Here is a 14167-nt window from a genome sequence, read left to right on the forward strand (position 1 = left end):
CTCAGCCCTAGCGCGTCCCGCCGCGCGCGGCGATGTGGGGCGGGGCCGCGATGCCCGGCGGGAGCAGTGGGTCGGCGACCGGGGCGCCCCAACTGGCCGTCAGGGGAAGGTTTCCGGCCCAGATCCCGAGCTGGGCGTCGGGTCCGTCGCCGTCGTCCGGTGGGCCCGCGCTCGTCTTGACCGATGCCTCCTCCAAGGAGAGGGCGAGCAGTGTCGTGGCGGCGAGCTCCTTGCGGCTGGGGCGTCGGGCGTGGTCCCACTGGCCCGGTGCCGCGTGCTCGGTGAGCAGGCGCAGGCCGGTCAGCTTCTCCTCCGGGTCGGTGACCTCGCGCGGCACTCCGTAGATCATCGCGCTGCGGTAGTTGACGCCGTGCTCGAAGACCGAGCGGGCCAGGATCAGGCCGTCCACGTGGGTGACGGTCACGCAGATCTCGGCGGCCGGGTCGGCGGCGAGGCTGCGGCTCGCGACCGAGCCGTGCAGATACAGCTGGGTCTCGTCGCGTCCGTAGACGGTGGGGACCACCATCGGATGGCCGTCGACCACGACACCCAGATGACAGACGAACCCCGCGTCGAGTATCGCCTCCAGGTCGGCGCGCTCCAGGCTGCCCTGGTCGCGCAGACGGCGGTGGCGGGTGCGGTCGGTCTGCGGGAGCGTGGCGGGCAGGTGCGGGGGCGGCGGTGCGGGCTGCCCGCCCTGCGGCCGGTGTTCTTGTTCGCTGGTGGTCACGCCTCCGCAAGCTACCGATATCGCGACTGAAATGCCATACCTCAACGAATTGCGCTTGATAACTGGACTGCTCGCGACGAAATCCGCAACCCATGCGCCTTTTGTCCAACTCGGTCTCCGAGAATCCAACAACCTCCGCCGCGTGACGGTTGTGACGCCTCGCCTCCCCGCTGTCTGATGGAGGTCATGGAGCTCCCCTACCTTGAGGACGTATCCCCCGGCACCGGCAGCCTCCCGCCCCGCGCGTGGTATGCGCAGTCGGATGCCATCTCCCTCTCGCTGAACGGCAGTTGGCGCTTCCGGCTCTCTCCGGCCGCCGACACCGCCGATCTCTCCTTCACCTCGGAGGGCTACGACGCCCGGGCCTGGGACACCGTGACGGTGCCGGGCCACTGGGTGCTGCAGAGCCACGGCGCCCCCCTCTACACGAACATGGTCTACCCCTTCCCGGTCGATCCGCCCCGCGTCCCCACCGAGAACCCGACCGGCGACCACCTGCGCGTCTTCGACCTGCCGGACGGCTGGCCGGAGACCGGCGACGGCACGCTCCGCTTCGACGGCGTCGAGTCGTGCGCCCGCGTCTGGCTGAACGGCACGGAGTTGGGCGAGTTCAAGGGCTCCCGGCTCCCGCACGAGTTCTCGGTGGGCCACCTCCTGAAGCCGTCGGGCAACGTCCTCGCGGTCCGCGTCCACCAGTGGTCGTCCGGTTCCTACTTGGAGGACCAGGACCAGTGGTGGCTGCCGGGCATCTTCCGGGACGTGACCCTGCTGCACCGCCCGGAGGGCTGCGCCCTCGACTTCTTCACGCATGCCTCGTACGACCATCGCGCGGGGACGGGGACCCTGCGCGTCGACTCGGACGTCGAAGGGCGGATCAGCGTCCCCGAGCTGGGGATCGATGTCGCCACGGGTGAGTCCGTGACGGTGGCCGTCGAACCCTGGACCGCCGAGACGCCACGCCTGTACGACGGGGTCCTGGCCACGCCGGGCGAGCGTGTCCCGCTGCGGATCGGCTTCCGCACGGTCGCCGTCGAGGACGGCGTCATCAAGGTCAACGGACGCCGGATCCTGTTCCGGGGCGTGAACCGGCACGAGTTCCATCCGGACACGGGCCGCGCGCTCGACCTCGAAACGATGCGCACCGACGTGCTCCTGATGAAGCAGCACAACATCAACGCGGTCCGCACCAGCCACTATCCGCCGCACCCCGCCTTCCTCGACCTCTGCGACGATCTTGGCCTGTGGGTCATCGACGAGTGCGACCTGGAGACCCACGGCTTCACCGAGCAGGGATGGCGCGGCAACCCCGTAGACGACGACCGCTGGACGCCCGCGCTCCTGGACCGGGCCGCCCGCATGGTCGAGCGCGACAAGAACCACGCCTCGGTGATCATCTGGTCCCTCGGCAACGAGTGCGGGACGGGCCGCGGCCTGACCGCCATGGCCCGCTGGATCCGCGCGCGGGACGCGGGGCGCCTGATCCACTACGAGGGTGACCCGACCTGCGCGGACACCGACCTGTACGCGCGCATGTACGCCGACCATGCCGAGGTCGAGCGCATCGGGCACCGAGCGGACACTGGAGGACCCGAGGAGCGGCGCCAACTCCCCTTCATCCTCTGCGAGTACGGGCACGCGATGGGCAACGGGCCCGGCGGTCTGAGCGAGTACCAGGAGCTGTTCGACGCGCACGAACGCAACCAGGGCGGCTTCATCTGGGAGTGGATCGACCACGGCCTCAGGCACCCGGAGTTCGGCTACGCCTACGGCGGTGACTTCGGCGAGGAGCTGCACGACGGGAACTTCGTCTGCGACGGCCTGGTCTTCCCCGACCGGCAGCCGTCACCCGGACTCGACGTGTACAAGCGGGTCATCCAGCCCGTGCGTTTCGCGTACGACGGCGATGCGGGGACGGTCAGGGTCACCAATCTGCACGACTTCGCGGACCTGTCCCAGCTGTCCTTCGAGTGGCAGTTCATCAGCGACGACGAGGAGGCCCCCTTCGAGGCCGGCGAGCTGCCCGTGCCACCGGAGCTCGGGCCCGGCGAGTCCGTCGAGCTGAAACTGCCGGGCGCGCCGCCCGCGAGCCGCGACACCGAGACCTTTCTGCATCTCACGGCCACGGTGGGCGTCGAGACGAACTGGACGAAGCTGGATCACGTCGTCGCGCGGACCGGGTTCGCGGTCACCCCCCGTCCCCCGGCCCGCCCCGCCACCGGGGAGCCCCCGGTGCGCGGCGGCGACCTCATCACGCTCGGCCCCGGCACCTTCGACGCCCGCACCGGCGAGCTGCTCCATGTGGACGACGTCCCGCTGAGCAGCGCCCCGCGCCTGGACATCTGGCGTGCCCCCACCGACAACGACAACGGGGCATCCTGGCAGGGCGGGCAGCGCAACGGCCTCGTGTGGCGCGAGCTCGGCCTGCACCGGATGCAACACCGCCTCGACGCGGTCGAGTCGACGGACGACACCCTCACCGTCCGCACCCGCGTGGCGCCCGCCGCGCGTGACATCGGGCTGCGTACCGTCTACCGCTGGACGTCCGACGGCGCCCGCCTGCGCCTCACGGTGTCCGTGGTGCCCGAGGGCGAGTGGACGGTGCCGCTGCCCCGGCTCGGCATCCGGCTCGGTCTGCCCGCCGCGTACGGGTACGCGCACTGGTTCGGCGGTTCCGGCGAGGCGTATCCGGACACGGCGGCGGCGTCCCACATCGGTCGCCACTCCCTGCCGGTCGACCGCATGCAGACCCCGTACGTGCGGCCGCAGGAGAACGGCGCCCGTGCGGACGTCCGTTGGGCCGAACTGCGGGCGGGCTTCGCGGGCGAGGGCCTGCGGGTGGTCGGTGAGCCCGCCTTCTGGTTCACGGCGCGCCGCTGGACCACCGAGCAGCTCGACGCGGCCACGCACCGCACCGACCTCGTCGCCGGCGACACCGTGTGGGTCCACCTCGATCACGGGCAGCACGGCATCGGGTCGCAGTCGTGCGGTCCCGGGGTGCTGCCGCAGTACGAACTCCATGCCGCCCCGGCGGAGTTCGCCTTCACCTTCGCGCGTCGGGGAGGCACGTCGTAGGGCGGTCAGCCGAGGGGTTCCCGATCCCCCTGGTCGAGCCGGTAGGGCGGGTAGGCGTCCGTGAGCAGCAGGCCGTAGGCCACGACGCGCGCCACCCAGCGGTGCAGGCCGATGTTGAGGTCGTGCATGCCGCGGGGGTAGCCGCCCGTGAAGAGCAGGGTCACGCCCGCGTAGAAGGCCATGAGACCGGCGAGGCCGACGTTGAGGCGCAGGCCGCCCGTGAACAGGCCGACCACCAGGAGCTGCGGCAGGACGAGGAGCCAGCTCTTGACCAGGACGAGTCCCCTGGAGAGGTGCTCGGGGTAGGCGACGTCCAGGTGGGCCGGGTAGTCGTCGACCTCGCGCAGCGTGAAGGGCGGATAGCGGTCGGTGCCGAGTGACCCGTACGCGTAGTACTCGACGCGCCAGGTCCAGCGCAGCACACCGACGGTGAAGCCGAACAGCGCTCGTGGATAGGAGCCGGTGAACAGGACGGCGAAGAACGCGACGAAGGTGACGAGCAGCAGACCGACCCACAGGAAGGCAAGGACGATGTAGTGCGGGACGACGAGCAGCCACTTCACCAGCCAGAGCCAGCGGGACAGCAGCGGGTCGTACTGCGATTCCAGGCGGACGGGACCGGCCCGGTGCTTGCTCGGCGCGGTCACCGTGGGCGTGGCGGACATGGCGGACATCGCGGTCAGCTCCCCTTGTCGCCGTGTTTGCGCTCCTGCCCACATGTACGGCCGTGCGCGGGCGGCGGCAAGGAGTGGCGCGTCGTCCGTTTTCTTCAAGACGGGCCGAGGGAGGCTGCCTAGGCTGCGAAGCATGAACACGAACATCACACCCCGCTTCGACCTGATCGGCATCGTCGTCGCCGACATGGCCGCCACACTCGCCTTCTACCGCCGCCTCGGCCTGGAGTTTCCCGCGGGTTCCGAGGAGCAGCCGCACGTCGAGGCGGCGCTCCCCGGCGGTCTGCGCCTCGCGTTCGACACGGAGGAGACCATCCGTTCCTTCACCGAGAACTGGGAGCCGCCGCAGAGTTCGGGCCGCATCGGGCTCGCGTTCCACTGCGAGACCCCCGAGGGTGTCGACGCGGCGTACGCGGAGCTGATGAACGCCGGGTACCGCGGTGAGCTCAAGCCGTGGGACGCCTTCTGGGGTCAGCGGTACGCGTCCGTCCTCGACCCGGACGGGAACGGCGTCGACCTGTTCGCGCCGCTGCCTACGCCGCCCGGGCCGACCGCGGGCTGAGCAGCTCGCTCAGCGGTACGCCCGCCAACTCCTTGACGTCACGCGCCAGATGGGCCTGGTCGGCGAAGCCCGCGACGGCCGCGGTCTCCGCGTACGCCAGGCCTCCCCTGGCCAGGGCGAGCGCGCGCTGCAGCCGCAGGACCCGGGCCAGCGTCTTGGGGCCGTAGCCGAACGCGGCGAGTGAACGCCGGTGCAGGAGACGGGCGTTGATGCCCACTTCCTCGGCGGTGGACGCGATGGACCGCCCCGCGTCCAGGGCCGTGACGATGTGCGTGAGCAGCGGGTCCGGCGGTCCCACGACGTCCGCCCGCGCCAGGGCGGCGGACTCCAGGACGGCGGCGGGATCGAGGGCCGCGTCCATCCGCTCGGTCAGCCGGCGCGCCTCGGCGGAAGGCCACAGGTCGGCGAGGTCGACGCGCCGGTCACGCAGTTCGTGTGCGGGCACGCCGAGGAAGGCGGGGGCGGTGCCGGGGTAGAAGCGGATGCCCACGTACCGTGCGGCGCCGTTCGACTCGGGGCGGTACGCACGGGTGTCGGGGCCCGCGACCAGGAGCCTGCCGCCGGTCCACAGCAGGTCCATGCAGCCGTCGGGCAGGACGGGGTACACGGGACCGGTCTCGACGCCCCCGGCACGGGTCCACAGGACCGCGCCGGTGACCCGGGACGGCCTCTCCGCGTACTGGACAGGCGCGAACGACACGCTCCCAGGCTACGCCGCCCGAGGCTACGCGGCGCGTGTGCGATGCTCCTGCGGGCTGACCCCGTACACCCGCTTGAAGGCGCTGGACAGCGCGAACGCGCTGCCATACCCGACGCGGCGGGCGATCGCGGCGATCGTCTGCTCGCCGTCCCGCAGCAGGTCGGCGGCGAGCGCGAGCCGCCAGCCCGTCAGGTACGCCATCGGCGGCTCGCCCACGAGTTCGGTGAACCGCCGGGCGAGCGCGGCCCGCGAGACGCCCGCCTTGGCGGCGAGCCCGGCGATCGTCCACGGGTGCGCGGGGTCGTCCTGGAGCAGCCGGATCGCCTGCCCGACGACCGGGTCACTCATCGCCCGGTACCAGGCGGGGGCCTCCGCCTCCGGCCTGGAGAACCAGGCCCGCAGCGAGGCGATCATCAACAGGTCGAGCAGCCGGTCGAGCACGACGTCCTGCCCGGGCTCGTCCTTGGTGATCTCGTCGGCGAGCAGCGGGGTGAGCGGGCAGTCCCACACCTCGGTGGGCAGGACGAGGAGCGGGGGCAGCGCGTCGAGGAGCCGCCCGGTGATCTCGCCGCGCGCCTGGTAGGTGCCGATCAGCATCTCGGAGGTGCCGTCGAGCGACTGGCCCCAGGTGCGCCGCCCGAGGTCCCGGTACTGGTCGGCGGGTGTGTCGCCGAGGGGCACGCAGTGTTCGCCGGGCCGGATCTCCACCTGGGGTGGCGCCGCCCGCTCGTCGGCGACGGTGTAGTGGTCGGGCCCACGGGCGACGGCGACGTCACCGGGCCGGATCAGCTGGGGTTCGCCGTCATCGGGCACGATCCAGGCGGTGCCCCGCACCATGATCATGACTGACAGGGGTGCCTCGTCCGCGATACGGACGGACCAGGGCGGGTCGAAGCACGCGCGGATCATGAAGGCTCCTCGCGCACGGGGGCCTTCCAGCAAGCCTGCGAGTACGTCCATGCGGGAAGCGTAGACGTACGCGTATGGGGGCGAGTCCCTGGCGGATGGTTCCTTGTGGCGCGGGCCAGTTCACTGGAGTCATGACAGAGAGCGCAGTGAACACGCAGCACACGCAGCACACCCAGCCGATGACCGTGCTGGTCACGGGAGCCACCGGCAGGACAGGGCGCCGGGTCGCGGAGGCCGCGCGGGCCGCGGGCCACACGGTGCGGGCCGCTTCGCGGTCGGGAGCCGTGCGGTTCGACTGGTACGACCCCTCGACGTGGGAGGACGCGCTGCGGGGCGCGGACGCCGCCTACCTCGCCTATATGCCGGACGTCGGCGCGCCCGGCGCTGGCGAGACGGTGGGCGCGCTGGCCCGGCAGGCGGTGGCGCTCGGTGTGCGGCGGCTCGTGCTGCTGTCCGCGCGGGGCGAGGACCAGGCGGAGCCGGCCGAGCGGGCGGTGCGGGACTCCGGGGCCGAGTGGACGGTCGTACGGGCGAGTTGGTTCGCCCAGAACCTCAGCGAGGGGCCGCTGCTCGACGGGATGCGCGCCGGTGAGCTGGTGTTCCCGGCCGATGAGGTGCTCGAACCGTTCATCGACGCGCGGGACATCGCCGATGTGGTGGTGGCGGTGCTCCGCCCCGGATCGGGTTACGCGGGACGGGTGGTGGAGATCTCGGGGCCGCGGCTTCTTTCGTTCCGTGACGCCGTGGCCGAGGTGTCGGCGGCTGCGGGGCGGGAGATTCGGTATGTCCCCGTCTCGGCGAGGGAGTACGGGGGTGCTCTCGCCGAGTACGGGGCGCCCGCGGAGGAGGTCGAGTTCCTGATCGAGCTCTTCGAGACGAACCTGGACGGCCGCAACGCGTATCTCTCCGAGGGGGTGCGGGAGGTACTGGGGCGGGCGCCGCGTGACTTCGCCGAGTTCGCCCGGGAGCAGGCGGAGGCGGGCGTCTGGAAGGGCTAATTTCCCCCACCCCGCCCCTTCCCGAAAACTCGCTCGGCGCGAGGGTCCTCCTCAATCGCCGGAGGGGCTGAGAAATCAGCCCCTCCGGCCATTGAGAAGCGGGTCTGGGGCCCGCCCTACTCCGGCGGCTTCTCCCCGTTCCCCCCGGGCTTCTTCACATGCGTCCGCAGTCGTGAGGAGACGTCGTCCGGGGGCAGGAAGCGGGACCACCGCTCCGGGAACTCCGATGGCATGTCGGGGTCGTCCGGGTCCTGCGAGGCCTCCCGCGCGGCAGCCGCACGCGCCACCATCTCCACCGCACGCGCCTCCCGGATCCGGTCGTTGGCCGCTCGGGCGGCCGCCGTGGCGACGGAGGGCCACACCCGGTCGATCGCGGCGTTCACCGCCGCCCCCACGAGGACCGCGAACGCCGACACACCGATCCACAGGAGCACGGCCACCGGCGCCGCCAACGAGCCGTAGATCGTGGGGCCTTCGACCGTGCTCGTCAGGTAGATCCGGAGCAGGAAGCTGCCGAGGACCCACATCCCCAGGGCGATCAGCGCACCCGGCATGTCCTCCACCCAGGGCGAGCGCACCGGCACCGACACGTGGTACAGCGTCGTCAGGAACACCACCGAGAGCAGCGTCACCACCGGCCAGTACAGGATCTGCACCACCGTCGTGGAGCCGGGCACCAGCTTCACCACCGCGTCCGGGCCCGCCACCATCAGCGGCAGCGCCACCGAACCGATCAGCAGCGCCACGATGAACAGACCGAACGCCAGGAGGCGGGTCTTGACGATGCCGCGGGCGCCGTCCAGGCCGTACATCACCGTGATCGTGTCGATGAAGACGTTCACGGCGCGCGAGCCCGACCACAGGGCGAACACGAAGCCGATCGAGATGACGTCGGGCCTGCCGACCCGCATGACGTCCTCCAGTATCGGCTGCGCGATCTGGCTGACGCCCTTGTCGGAGAGGACCGTGCGGGACGCCTCCAGGATGTTGTTCTCGACGCTGGCGATCGTGTTCGCACCGGTCCACCGGTCCACGTACGCGAGCAGCCCGATCAGGCTCAGGAGCAGCGGCGGCACCGAGAGCAGCGTGAAGAACGCCGCCTCCGCGGCAAGGCCCAGGATGCGGTACTCCACGCATGAGTTGACCGTGTCCTTGAGCAGCAGCCAGGCAGTCCTGCGCTTGGAGACGTTGCTGTAGAGAGCGCGGGCCCGGTTCCAGCGGCCCGACGGCCTCCCGGGTGTTTCATTTGCCTGGTGCACCTCCTTACCGTAGCGGCATGGCAGCCACCACCCACACAGTGACCAACCAGGCTCCGCCCCTGGTGGGATATGACGTCTTTACGTCTGACCGCGCGCTCTCGGAGGGGGTCGAACGGCATCTCGACCCCGCGCTCCTCGACACCGCCCGCGAGCAACTCTCCGAGCTGGGGCGGACCGCGGGCTCGGAGCAGGCGCGCGAATGGGGGTTCCTCGCCAACGAGAATCCGCCCGTTCTGCACACCCATGACCGCTATGGGAATCGCATCGACGAGGTGGCCTTCCACCCGTCCTGGCACCGACTCCTCGGCAAGGCGGTCTCATCGGGTCTGACCACCGCCTGGTCGCGTCCGGGCGGGCATCTGCGGCGCGCCGCCGGGTTCATGGTGTGGTCGCAGGTCGAGGCGGGGCACGGCTGCCCGGTCTCGATGACGCACGCGGCCGTTCCCGCGCTGCGGGCCGACCCCGCGCTCGCCGCCGTGTGGGAGCCCCGGCTCACCTCTCTCGTCTACGACGAAGGTCTGCGGCCCGCCTCGCGGAAGGCCGGAGCGCTCTTCGGGATGGGCATGACGGAGAAGCAGGGCGGCAGCGACGTACGCGCGAACACGACGCGTGCGCGTGCCCTCGCGGAAGAGGGCGCCTATGAGCTCACGGGGCACAAGTGGTTCTGTTCCGCCCCCATGTCCGACGGTTTCCTCGTGCTCGGTCAGACCGACGCGGGACTCACGTGCTTCCTCGTGCCGCGGGTCCTCGAGGACGGCACGAGGAACGCCTTCGCCATCCAGCGCCTGAAGGACAAACTGGGCAACAAGTCGAACGCGTCGAGCGAGGTCGAGTTCGACGGGACATGGGCGCGCCGGGTCGGGGACGAGGGGCGCGGGGTGCGCACCATCATCGAGATGGTGGCGGCCACGCGGCTCGACTGCGTCATCGGCTCGGCGGCGCTCATGCGGCAGGCCGTCGCGCAGGCCGTGCACCACGCCACGTACCGCGAGGCGTTCGGCGGCAAGCTCATCGACAAGCCGCTCATGCGCAACGTACTGGCGGATCTCGCCCTGGAGTCGGAGGCCGCCACGACCCTCGCGCTGCGCCTCGCGGCCGCGTACGACGACGGGAGCGAGCAGGAGCGCGCGTTCCTGCGCATCGCGGTGCCGGCCGCGAAGTACTGGGTGACCAAGCGCTGCACGCCGCTCGTGGTGGAGGCCCTGGAGGTGCTCGGCGGCAACGGCTACGTCGAGGAGTCGGGGATGCCGCGGCTGCTCCGCGAGTCGCCGCTCAACTCCATCTGGGAGGGCTCGGGGAACGTACAGGCGCTTGACGTGCTGCGTGCGTTGCAGCGGGAGCCGCAGGCCCTGAACGCCTTCCTCCAGGAGGTCGGCGGCGCACGCGGCGCCGACCACCGCCTGGACGGCGCGATCAAGGGGCTGCTCACCGAACTGGCCGACCTGGACGGCGTCGAGGCGCGGGCGCGCCGCCTCGTGGAGCGGATGGCTCTGGTGCTCCAGGGTTCGCTGCTCGTGCGGTACGCGCCCCCGGAGGTGGCCGACGCGTTCTGTGCCTCGCGGCTCGGCGGGGACTGGGGCTCGGCGTTCGGGACGCTGCCGCACACCCTCGATCTGGCCGCCGTGGTGGAACGGGCGGCTCCGCGCGACGCCTAGGCGAGCGGAGAGTCGCGGGGGTGGTGCTGCGCCGACACGGCACCACCCCCGCTCCCAAGCCCCGTTGAGGAGCGTCGACGCCGCGCGAACGGCGTCGGACATCAGCTTCGATCTCCGTACGGCCGTTCGCGAGAGTTGCAGACGGTTGCAAAGCAACAGTTCATTACTGAACCAATACCCTTGCGGACGCCGAGAGGGCACGATGAGCGGATGCCCCCGACGCACTGGCTCTGCTCGGGAAGGACCGGTCATGAACGCCACTTCGACGATCGACCTCGCGAGGATCTCCACCATGGACTGCGCCCAGGCCGCACGACTGCTCGCCGGTGTCCGTCAGGCGTCGCTCGCGGGGCAGCGGCCGCGCATGCTGCCGCGTCCCGTGATCGAGGAGTCCTGGGAGCGGATGAAGCTCGGCGGGGTCGACCCCGACCGTGACTTCCGCGCCCGGCTGCTCAGCGTCGAGGAGCTCGAGGAACGCAGGCGGGCGTCGCCGCTGACGGAGATCATGCCGGTGCTGCGGGAGGCGCTGGTCACGGTGGCGGACGCGGCGCACCACATCATGGTCGTCTGTGACGCGGACGGCCGGGTGCTGTGGCGCGAGGGCAGCTCCCCGGTGCTGCGCAAGGCGGACTCGCTCGGGTTCGAGCTGGGCGCCGACTGGAACGAGGGCGTCGTCGGCACCAACGGCGTCGGGACACCGCTCGTCGTCCGCCGTCCCGTGCAGGTGTTCTCCGCCGAGCACTTCGTGGAGACGCATCACGCGTGGACGTGCACGGGGGCGCCCATCACCGATCCCCGTGACGGCCGCCTCCTCGGCGTGGTCGACATCAGCGGTCCGCTGAACACGATGCATCCGGCGACGCTCGCCCTGGTCGACTCGGTGGCCAAGCTCGCCGAGGCACGGTTGCGGGAGATCCACTGGGCGGCGCTCGACCGGCTGCGCTCGGTGGCGGCGCCGGTCCTCGCCCGCCTCGACGGGCGCGCCGTCGCGGTGGACCGCCACGGGTGGACGGCGGCGGTCACGGGAATGCCGCCCACGGACCGGCTCTCCCTGCCCAAGGCCATGACCGCGGGCCAGATATGGCTGCCCTCGCTCGGCACCTGCGCGGTGGAGCCGCTGCCGGGCGGCTGGCTGCTGCGCGTCGAGGAGGACCCGCAGCCGCCGGCCACGACGCGCGTCATCCTGGACGTGAGCGGGCCGCGCCGCTGGACGGTCACCGTCGAGGGCGGCCGAGCGGGCGGCTGGACGCGTGAACTGAGCCCGCGGCACGCCGAGTTGCTCTTCCTCCTGAGCAGCCACCGCAAGGGCCGCAGCGCCTCGGGCCTCGCCGAGGACATGTTCGGCGACCCGGCGCGCACGGTCACGGTCCGTGCCGAGATCTCCCGGGTCCGGCGTTACCTGGGCGGACTCCTGGCCCATCGCCCCTACCGCTTCCCCGAGGACGTGGACGTGGACGTGATCCTCCCCGAGCACCCGGCGAACCTGCTGCCGCACTCGACGGCACCGGCGGTGCGGGAGGCACGGCGAGTACCGGAGCCTTGAATGCCGCTGCCCCTCCTCTTCCCTCCCCCCTCTCCTCCCTCTCCTCTCCCCGCCCGCCGCCGGGCGGCCTGATTGACCACCCGCCGACGGGACGCACGGGACCGCTCACACGCCGGGTATCTCCCGCGCCGCGAACGCCTTGCGCACGGCGTCCGCCGCGCTCTTGCCGTACATCTTCTGGGCGGTCGCGATCGTCGTCAGGGCCGCGTCCTCGAAGCTGGTGTCGGGCGCGAAGCCGAACTGGGCGTTGACGATGATCCGGTCGGCGGTACGGGCGCCGAGCGCGCCACGGATGTCGAAGAGCGCACGGGACCAGATCTCGCCGTCCGCGTGCACCTCCCCCACCTTGTCGGCGTACGTCTTGTCGCTGTCGACCCGGCGCAGACAGTGCGGGGCGTCCGAGTACGAGACGGCGTCCGAGTACGAGACGGCGTCCCAGTCGGCGACGCAGGCGAAGTCGGCCCTGGCGGGCCAGCCGTACTTGGCATCCGCGTACGCGCCGACCGACACCGCCAGGTAGTCGCCCCAGGCCTCCCCGATCGAGCCCGCCTCCACCGATGTGCCGAAGCCGGGCACCTGGGCGTGGTGCACGGCGTGCCCGTACTCGTGGACGACGACCTCGGCATCCTCGGCGTCGTCGACGCCCCCCTTGCCGAACCGGATCTCGGCCTTCTTGTCGGTGAAGAACGAGTTGTCCGCGCCCCACTGATTGATGCGAACGGGCTGTGCCCGGTCGTTCGCCCCCGGCAGTTCGGTCCCGAAGCCGAGGCTCTGCAGATACTCCTGTGACTCGTTGGCCCAGAAGTACGCCATGACCTGCTCGAACTGGTCGTCGTCGCGGGCATATCCGCCCGCGTCCGCGACCTTGGCCGAGGCGCCGGTGTCGGATCTGATGTACGCCCACTTGCCGGAGAGCCCACCGCTGGAGTCGAGATTGCGCAGCGCGGCGGTGGCGTAGGCGGACGCGGGAACCGAGGTGGCGGAATCCTTGGCGTCGGCGAGGGTCTGGTCCCCCGACGACTGGACGGGGTTGACCATGAAGACACGGGCCTGCGGGTCGGCGGAGGCCGAAGCGGGCGCGGCGAGCGTCGCGAGGGCCACGGTGATGGTGGCCGCGGCGAGCAGGCCGCGGGGTGTGCGGCGGGCCATGGGACATCCTCCAGGTTGAAGAATGCGGGGGGTGGCGGGCGCTGCGGGATCTTCCCGCATCCCGGGCACCTTTGGCCAGGGTGCGTGGCACGTGATTCGCTGACCCGCATGAGCCTCACTGTCACCACTTGGTCCCTGGAGCAGACCGCTCCCACCGATCTGCTCCCCGCCGCCGCACCCGAAGGCGACGAGCTGCGGATCGTCAGGGCCGAGATCCCCTCCCCCGAGTTCAGCCGTTTCCTCTACGCCTCCGTCGGCGGCGACATCCGCTGGACGGACCGCCTCTCCCTCTCCTACGCCCAGTGGCAGGAGGAGCTCGGGAAGCCGGGCGTCGAGACGTGGGTGGCGTACGAGAAGGGGACACCGGCCGGGTACGTGGAACTGGCGGCGCAGGAAGAGGGCGTCGTCGAGATCGTGTACTTCGGGCTCATTCCGGCCTTCCGGGGCCGGCGCATCGGCGGCCATCTGCTCTCGTACGGGGTGCGGCGCGCCTGGGACCTCGCGGACCGCTGGCCGGACCTCACCCCGACCAAGCGGGTATGGCTGCACACGTGCTCCAAGGACGGCGAGCACGCGATGGACAACTACCTGCGACGCGGCTTCAAGCTGTTCGACACGAAGGTGGAACAGGAGGCGGACGTGGCTACGCCGGGGCCTTGGCCGGGGGCGTGAAAGCAGGACCAGAGGACGGCAGGGGAGGGCGGGAAGCGGCAGGGCCAAAGTGACCCACATCACTCCGTCTCACTCAGTGGGACCACAACGTCCATACTTCGGACAGTGGTGGACTGGGTCGAAAGTCCCGTGACACGCTTCCGTCATGGATCGCACTGGAATTGCCTTGGTGAGTCGGCGTCACGTCGATCTCTGCCGCATGTCCAGCGCCATGTGTCCGGCGAGCTGACAGCACCAGCACCGC

13 protein-coding genes are annotated in these 14167 nt (G+C 71.2%); 7 read left to right on the forward strand and 6 right to left on the reverse strand.

Annotated features, from left to right (window positions below):
• Positions 1-7 precede the first annotated feature (7 nt).
• Positions 8-667: a pyridoxamine 5'-phosphate oxidase family protein gene (locus ACWGIH_RS40955; protein ID WP_453451651.1), complete on the reverse strand. Its 660-nt coding sequence runs from the start codon at positions 665-667 to the stop codon at positions 8-10.
• Between the two features lie 240 nt (positions 668-907).
• On the opposite strand from ACWGIH_RS40955, the gene ACWGIH_RS40960 reads away from it, so the two are divergent.
• Entirely contained in the window at positions 908-3802 is a 2895-nt protein-coding gene (locus ACWGIH_RS40960; RefSeq protein ID WP_453451633.1) for a glycoside hydrolase family 2 TIM barrel-domain containing protein, read from the forward strand.
• Between the two features lie 5 nt (positions 3803-3807).
• Here ACWGIH_RS40960 and ACWGIH_RS40965 read toward each other — a convergent pair whose 3' ends face one another.
• Positions 3808-4467, reverse strand: a complete 660-nt coding sequence (locus tag ACWGIH_RS40965; protein ID WP_453451650.1) for a DUF4389 domain-containing protein — start codon at positions 4465-4467, stop codon at positions 3808-3810.
• Between the two features lie 142 nt (positions 4468-4609).
• Between ACWGIH_RS40965 and ACWGIH_RS40970 the strand changes: the two genes are divergently transcribed.
• Positions 4610-5038, forward strand: coding sequence for a VOC family protein (locus ACWGIH_RS40970; RefSeq protein WP_453451632.1), 429 nt, complete (start codon positions 4610-4612; stop codon positions 5036-5038).
• On the opposite strand, the gene ACWGIH_RS40975 is transcribed toward ACWGIH_RS40970, so the two are convergent.
• Together ACWGIH_RS40975 and ACWGIH_RS40980 are read right to left on the reverse strand one after the other, a co-directional pair.
• Positions 5010-5738 (reverse strand): DUF6597 domain-containing transcriptional factor, encoded by a 729-nt coding sequence (locus ACWGIH_RS40975; RefSeq protein ID WP_453451631.1) that lies wholly within the window; start codon positions 5736-5738, stop codon positions 5010-5012. The two genes, ACWGIH_RS40970 and ACWGIH_RS40975, sit on opposite strands and share 29 nt — an antisense overlap.
• A 24-nt stretch (positions 5739-5762) precedes the next feature.
• Positions 5763-6698 (reverse strand): AraC family transcriptional regulator, encoded by a 936-nt coding sequence (locus ACWGIH_RS40980; protein ID WP_453451630.1) that lies wholly within the window; start codon positions 6696-6698, stop codon positions 5763-5765.
• Positions 6699-6778: 80 nt separating this feature from the next.
• Here ACWGIH_RS40980 and ACWGIH_RS40985 point away from each other — a divergent pair, with 80 nt between their 5' ends.
• Positions 6779-7645 carry an NmrA family NAD(P)-binding protein gene (locus ACWGIH_RS40985; RefSeq protein ID WP_453451629.1) on the forward strand — a complete coding sequence of 289 codons (867 nt, stop codon included), beginning with the start codon at positions 6779-6781 and terminating at the stop codon, positions 7643-7645.
• Between the two features lie 116 nt (positions 7646-7761).
• Here the strand turns inward: ACWGIH_RS40985 and ACWGIH_RS40990 are convergent, their stop codons facing one another.
• Positions 7762-8904 carry a YihY/virulence factor BrkB family protein gene (locus ACWGIH_RS40990; protein ID WP_453451628.1) on the reverse strand — a complete coding sequence of 381 codons (1143 nt, stop codon included), beginning with the start codon at positions 8902-8904 and terminating at the stop codon, positions 7762-7764.
• Positions 8905-8921: 17 nt separating this feature from the next.
• Here ACWGIH_RS40990 and ACWGIH_RS40995 point away from each other — a divergent pair, with 17 nt between their 5' ends.
• Together ACWGIH_RS40995 and ACWGIH_RS41000 are read left to right on the forward strand one after the other, a co-directional pair.
• The gene (locus tag ACWGIH_RS40995) at positions 8922-10559 is read left to right on the forward strand and encodes an acyl-CoA dehydrogenase family protein (RefSeq protein WP_453451627.1); all 1638 of its coding nucleotides are present in this window, start codon (positions 8922-8924) and stop codon (positions 10557-10559) included.
• Positions 10560-10809: 250 nt separating this feature from the next.
• On the forward strand, positions 10810-12102 hold the full coding sequence (locus ACWGIH_RS41000; protein ID WP_453451626.1) for a GAF domain-containing protein: 1293 nt from the start codon (positions 10810-10812) through the stop codon (positions 12100-12102).
• A 105-nt stretch (positions 12103-12207) separates the two neighbouring features.
• Here ACWGIH_RS41000 and ACWGIH_RS41005 read toward each other — a convergent pair whose 3' ends face one another.
• Positions 12208-13251, reverse strand: a complete 1044-nt coding sequence (locus tag ACWGIH_RS41005; RefSeq protein ID WP_453451625.1) for a M4 family metallopeptidase — start codon at positions 13249-13251, stop codon at positions 12208-12210.
• A gap of 108 nt (positions 13252-13359) precedes the next feature.
• Between ACWGIH_RS41005 and ACWGIH_RS41010 the strand changes: the two genes are divergently transcribed.
• Both ACWGIH_RS41010 and ACWGIH_RS41015 read left to right on the forward strand, forming a co-directional pair.
• Entirely contained in the window at positions 13360-13923 is a 564-nt protein-coding gene (locus ACWGIH_RS41010) for a GNAT family N-acetyltransferase (RefSeq protein WP_453451624.1), read from the forward strand.
• Positions 13924-14068: 145 nt separating this feature from the next.
• Positions 14069-14152, forward strand: coding sequence for a putative leader peptide (locus ACWGIH_RS41015; protein WP_323178717.1), 84 nt, complete (start codon positions 14069-14071; stop codon positions 14150-14152).
• Positions 14153-14167 lie beyond the last annotated feature (15 nt).

It is taken from the genome of Streptomyces sp. NPDC054872 (assembly GCF_053610705.1).

Coding starts and splice junctions, on each gene's coding strand:
- ACWGIH_RS40995 (WP_453451627.1), top strand. CDS start 8,922: ATGGCAGCCACCACCCACACAGTGACCAACCAGGCTCCGCCCCTGGTG.
- ACWGIH_RS41000 (WP_453451626.1), top strand. CDS start 10,810: ATGAACGCCACTTCGACGATCGACCTCGCGAGGATCTCCACCATGGAC.
- ACWGIH_RS41005 (WP_453451625.1), bottom strand. CDS start 13,251: ATGGCCCGCCGCACACCCCGCGGCCTGCTCGCCGCGGCCACCATCACC.
- ACWGIH_RS40970 (WP_453451632.1), top strand. CDS start 4,610: ATGAACACGAACATCACACCCCGCTTCGACCTGATCGGCATCGTCGTC.
- ACWGIH_RS40960 (WP_453451633.1), top strand. CDS start 908: ATGGAGGTCATGGAGCTCCCCTACCTTGAGGACGTATCCCCCGGCACC.
- ACWGIH_RS41015 (WP_323178717.1), top strand. CDS start 14,069: ATGGATCGCACTGGAATTGCCTTGGTGAGTCGGCGTCACGTCGATCTC.
- ACWGIH_RS41010 (WP_453451624.1), top strand. CDS start 13,360: ATGAGCCTCACTGTCACCACTTGGTCCCTGGAGCAGACCGCTCCCACC.
- ACWGIH_RS40980 (WP_453451630.1), bottom strand. CDS start 6,698: ATGGACGTACTCGCAGGCTTGCTGGAAGGCCCCCGTGCGCGAGGAGCC.
- ACWGIH_RS40965 (WP_453451650.1), bottom strand. CDS start 4,467: ATGTCCGCCACGCCCACGGTGACCGCGCCGAGCAAGCACCGGGCCGGT.
- ACWGIH_RS40985 (WP_453451629.1), top strand. CDS start 6,779: ATGACAGAGAGCGCAGTGAACACGCAGCACACGCAGCACACCCAGCCG.